The sequence below is a fragment of the Leifsonia sp. genome (assembly GCF_051955155.1).
Taxonomy (GTDB): Bacteria; Actinomycetota; Actinomycetes; order Actinomycetales; family Microbacteriaceae; genus Leifsonia.
The window spans coordinates 1-3,989 of sequence record NZ_JBQCGZ010000010.1 but is presented as its reverse complement, the minus strand read 5'-3'; the positions used below and the strand labels follow the sequence as shown (position 1 = coordinate 3,989).

At 70.0% G+C, this 3,989-nt stretch carries 3 protein-coding genes and 1 tRNA gene; 1 reads left to right on the top strand and 3 read right to left on the bottom strand.

What is annotated here, in order from left to right; genetic code table 11:
- Nucleotides 1–32: 32 nt before the first annotated feature.
- From ACTHMF_RS00885 to ACTHMF_RS00875, 3 genes are all read right to left on the bottom strand, one after another.
- Nucleotides 33–1,925, bottom strand: coding sequence for an FAD-binding monooxygenase (locus ACTHMF_RS00885; RefSeq protein WP_440315909.1), 1,893 nt, complete (start codon nt 1,923–1,925; stop codon nt 33–35).
- Between the two features lie 148 nt (nt 1,926–2,073).
- Nucleotides 2,074–2,146 (bottom strand) — tRNA-Thr (locus ACTHMF_RS00880).
- Nucleotides 2,147–2,230: 84 nt separating this feature from the next.
- A complete protein-coding gene (locus tag ACTHMF_RS00875) occupies nt 2,231–3,139 on the bottom strand; it encodes a DsbA family protein (protein ID WP_314148267.1) in 909 nt (302 codons plus the stop codon).
- Nucleotides 3,140–3,467: 328 nt separating this feature from the next.
- On the opposite strand from ACTHMF_RS00875, the gene ACTHMF_RS00870 reads away from it, so the two are divergent.
- On the top strand, nt 3,468–3,989 hold a 522-nt coding region (locus ACTHMF_RS00870), incomplete at its 3' end, for an ABC transporter ATP-binding protein (protein ID WP_440315908.1).

The window sequence follows — 3,989 nt, the reverse complement described above, 5'->3', positions numbered from 1 at the left end:
GGCCGCCGGGGGCGCGCGCGACCTGGGCTGACTCAGACGGCCGCGGGCCGGCCGGCCGCGAGGATCGGCCGGAAGAACGCGCCGAGCTCCTCGCGCGCCGTCAGCGGCAGCACGTCGGCGACGTACTGGTCGGGGCGCACGACGACGATCGCGCCGTCGCGGTCGATGCCGCGGGCGTCGAAGATGTCGTCCTTCGGGTCCGTCGCGTAGACCTTCTCGTAGTCGATGAGCCCGAACGGACCGGAGCGCGGCAGGAACACCGCCGGCACCCGTCCGATGTCGACGCCCGTGTGGTCCTGCTGGTAGATCACCTTGACGTCGAACCAGGCGTCCGCGTCCAGCCCCTCCGGCGTCGCGGCGAGCGGCGAGTCCGGGGAGTCCGTCAGCCACTCGGCGAGGTCGGCGACCGCCGAGGGCGCGCCCGCCTCCGCCGCGTCCGCGAAGACGTAGATCCGCCAGCGGCCGTCCGCGCGGGCGTGGTGGCCGAGCTGCACCGGGTTGGTGTCGCACACGCGCTCCACCAGCGCGGACGTGAAGCGCTTCCCGATCGGGTAGCCGGCGGCCAGCTCCTGGTGCTCCGCCTCGGCCACGATGAGCGACGGCGCGTACTCGGTCATGAACCCGGCCGGGAACTCCGCCGTGCGCACATAGAAGTCCTCGAGCTCGGTGGGGTCGGCCAGGTCTTCCGGCTTGGTCGCCATCAGCGTCGACCACTGCTTGTCGAAGTCGATCAGGTTCTGCGCCACCACCTGCCGCTCGGCGGAGTAGGTGGCGAGCAGGCTCTCCGGGCTGCGCCCCTCCAGCACGTGGCCGAGCTTCCAGCCGAGGTTGAAGCCGTCCTGCATGGACACGTTCATGCCTTGGCCGGCCTTGGCGCTGTGGGTGTGGCAGGCGTCTCCGGTGATGAACACGCGTGGCGTCCGCGTCCCCGCCTCCGACAGCACCACGTCGTCGAACCGGTCGGTCAGCCGGTGGCCCACCTCGTAGACGCTGTGCCAGGCGACGTTGCGCACGTCGAGCGTGTACGGGTGCAGGATCTCGTTGGCCTTCGCGATGATCTGCTCGATCGTGGTCGCGCGCACAGCCCCGCTGTCGTCGTGCACCTCGCCGAGATCCACATACATCCGGAACAGGTAGCCGCCCTCGCGTGGGATGAGCAGGATGTTGCCGTACTCCGACTGGATGGAGCACTTGGTGCGGATGTCCGGGAAGTCGGTCACGGCGAGCACGTCCATCACGCCCCAGGCGTGGTTCGCCTGGTCGCCGGCCAGGGTGCAGCCGATGGACTCGCGCACCTTGCTGCGCGCGCCGTCCGAGCCGACGACGTACTTGGCGCGGACCGTTCGCTCGACGCCCTCCTGGGGGCCGGAGGTGCCGACGAGCGTCACGCTCACCGGGTACTCGCCGTCGCCGATCTCCAGGCTCCGGAACTCCCAGCCGTAGTCCGGCTTCAGGCGCGACGGCGAGTTCGCCGCGAACTCGGCGAAGTAGTCGAGCACGCGCGCCTGGTTGACGATCAGGTGCGGGAACTCGCTGATGCCGGTGGGGTCGTCCACCGCCCGGGCGGCGCGCACGATGCGCGTGGGGTCGGCGGGGTCCGGCTTCCAGAACGCCATCTCGGTGATCCGGTACGCCTCGGCGATGATCCGCTCCGCGAACCCGAACGCCTGGAACGTCTCGACGCTCCTGGCCTGGATACCGTCGGCCTGCCCGATCGCGAGCCGGCCGCCGCGACGCTCGACGATGCGCGTCGAGACACCGGGGAACTGCGACAGCTGCGCGGCGGTCACCATCCCGGCCGGGCCGCTGCCGACGATCAGCACGTCCATCGTCTCCGGCAGCTCGTCCGGGCGGTCGAGGCCGAGCCCGGCGGCGGGGAGCACCCGCGGGTCCCCCGAGACATAGCCGTGGTGGTGGAACTGCATGGAGGCTCCTCACTTCATCGTGGGCGCGGTGTGTTCTCTATGCGAACACAGGATTCGGATATCGCGCACGCCCAGGATAAGCCACGGCCCCGCACCCCACAACCACACCCCGCAGGCCCGCGAGAGAGAGGGAGAGAGAAAGGGAGAGAGCCGACTGCGGGGTTCGAACCCGCGACCGCTCGCTTACAAGGCGAGTGCTCTACCAGCTGAGCTAAGTCGGCGTGCGCTGCGTCGGCCGGAAACGGCGGACGCCCGTCGCGAACCATCCTAGGGGACGGTCGCGGCGGGCGTCGCAGCTCGGGGCGTCAGCCCGCGGTCGGCGTCGGCGTGGGGGTCGGCGTGCCCGTCGAGGAGTACTCCTCGCCCTGCGCCTGCAGCACGAACGCCTTGAAATCGTCCGCACTGGTGAGCGAACCGGTGTACGGCTTTCCGTTCACGAGCACGAGCAGGGCGTTGCGCATCTGCCGCACGTCCGAGTTCGGGATGGGCCCGTTCAGCGCGCGGTCGCTCGCGGCGCCGACCCAGGTCTTGAACCGGCCGTCGTCGATGCACGAGTCGATGTCGGACAGGTTCGTCGCCTTCGCGCCGGCGACCCTGTCCTTCAGCTGCTGGTCGGTCAGGCCCGGGCCGCCCTCGGCGGGCTGCTTCTCGAACAGCGACTGGTTGAACGCCCAGAACGCGTCCGGCGAGTAGTTGGCGACGCAGGCAGCGGCGTTCGCGGCGCGCAGCGAGTAGCGCGTTCCCGCCGAGTGGCTGGTGTAGATGGCGACGGGGTGCATCGCGACGGTCACGGCGCCGTCCTTCACCAGCGGCTCCAGCTGGTCCAGGTTGGTGCGCTGGAACTGGCCGCACAGCTTGCACAGGTAGTCCGCGTAGATGCGGATGTCGACGGCGCTGCTGGCGCTCGGGTCGGGCGTGCTCGTGACGGGCTTCGCGTCGGCGGCGAGCGCCGGCGTGGCCTTGACCTTGAGGCCGGCGCCGATCACGACGCCGTCGCTCGCCATGTTCTTGGGTCCGGGAACCGTGGGTCGGATCGCGCTCACGATGACGACGGCGACGATCGCCGCGATCGCGAGCACTCCGATCACGATGCCGCCGGACAGGAGGGCCTTGCGCCTCCGGTCCTTCCGCTGCTGGGACGTGCGGAGCTGGCGGGCTTTCTCCCGGGCGGCCGCGCGAACATCGCCGCTGCGGTTGTCGTCGGGATCGGTCATGTGGGTATCACTCTCGGGGGTACGGAGGACACGTGCGGGGGGACACGCGCTGCTGTGCGCCGGGTGCGACGCACCGGACGATCGTATTCCGCCTGTCTGGGAATAGACCAGAGGTGCACCGCGCCCCGGCCGAGAGCCCGCTGACCGCGTCCCCCATCAGCGGGACGCGGCCCGCGCCGGCGCCCGCGGCGGCCGTGGTCGGAGCACCCTTCCGGATGGCTTAGTATGGGGGCCGTGGCACCGCCGCCCCCTGGACGTCGACGCCACGTTCATCCATTCACAACGGATCGTCCGGCACGTACCTGCCGGTGAAGGAGACAAAAGAAAAATGGCGACAGTCACCTATGACAAGGCGACCCGGCTCTACCCGGGATCGAACCGCCCTGCGGTCGACGCTCTCGACCTCGACATCGCGGACGGCGAGTTCCTCGTCCTGGTCGGCCCCTCCGGCTGTGGAAAGTCCACCTCCCTCCGGATGCTCGCGGGCCTCGAAGAGGTCAACGACGGCAACATCTTCATCGGCGACCGCAACGTCACCGACGTTCCGCCGAAGGACCGCGACATCGCGATGGTCTTCCAGAACTACGCGCTCTACCCGCACATGACCGTCGCCGAGAACATGGGCTTCGCGCTCAAGATCGCGGGCGTCGGCAAGGAGGAGCGTGCGCAGCGCGTCCTCGAGGCCGCCAAGCTGCTCGACCTGGAGCCCTACCTCGGCCGCAAGCCGAAGGCGCTCTCCGGTGGTCAGCGTCAGCGCGTCGCCATGGGCCGCGCGATCGTCCGCTCGCCCCAGGTGTTCCTCATGGACGAGCCGCTGTCGAACCTCGACGCCAAGCTCCGCGTCCAGACC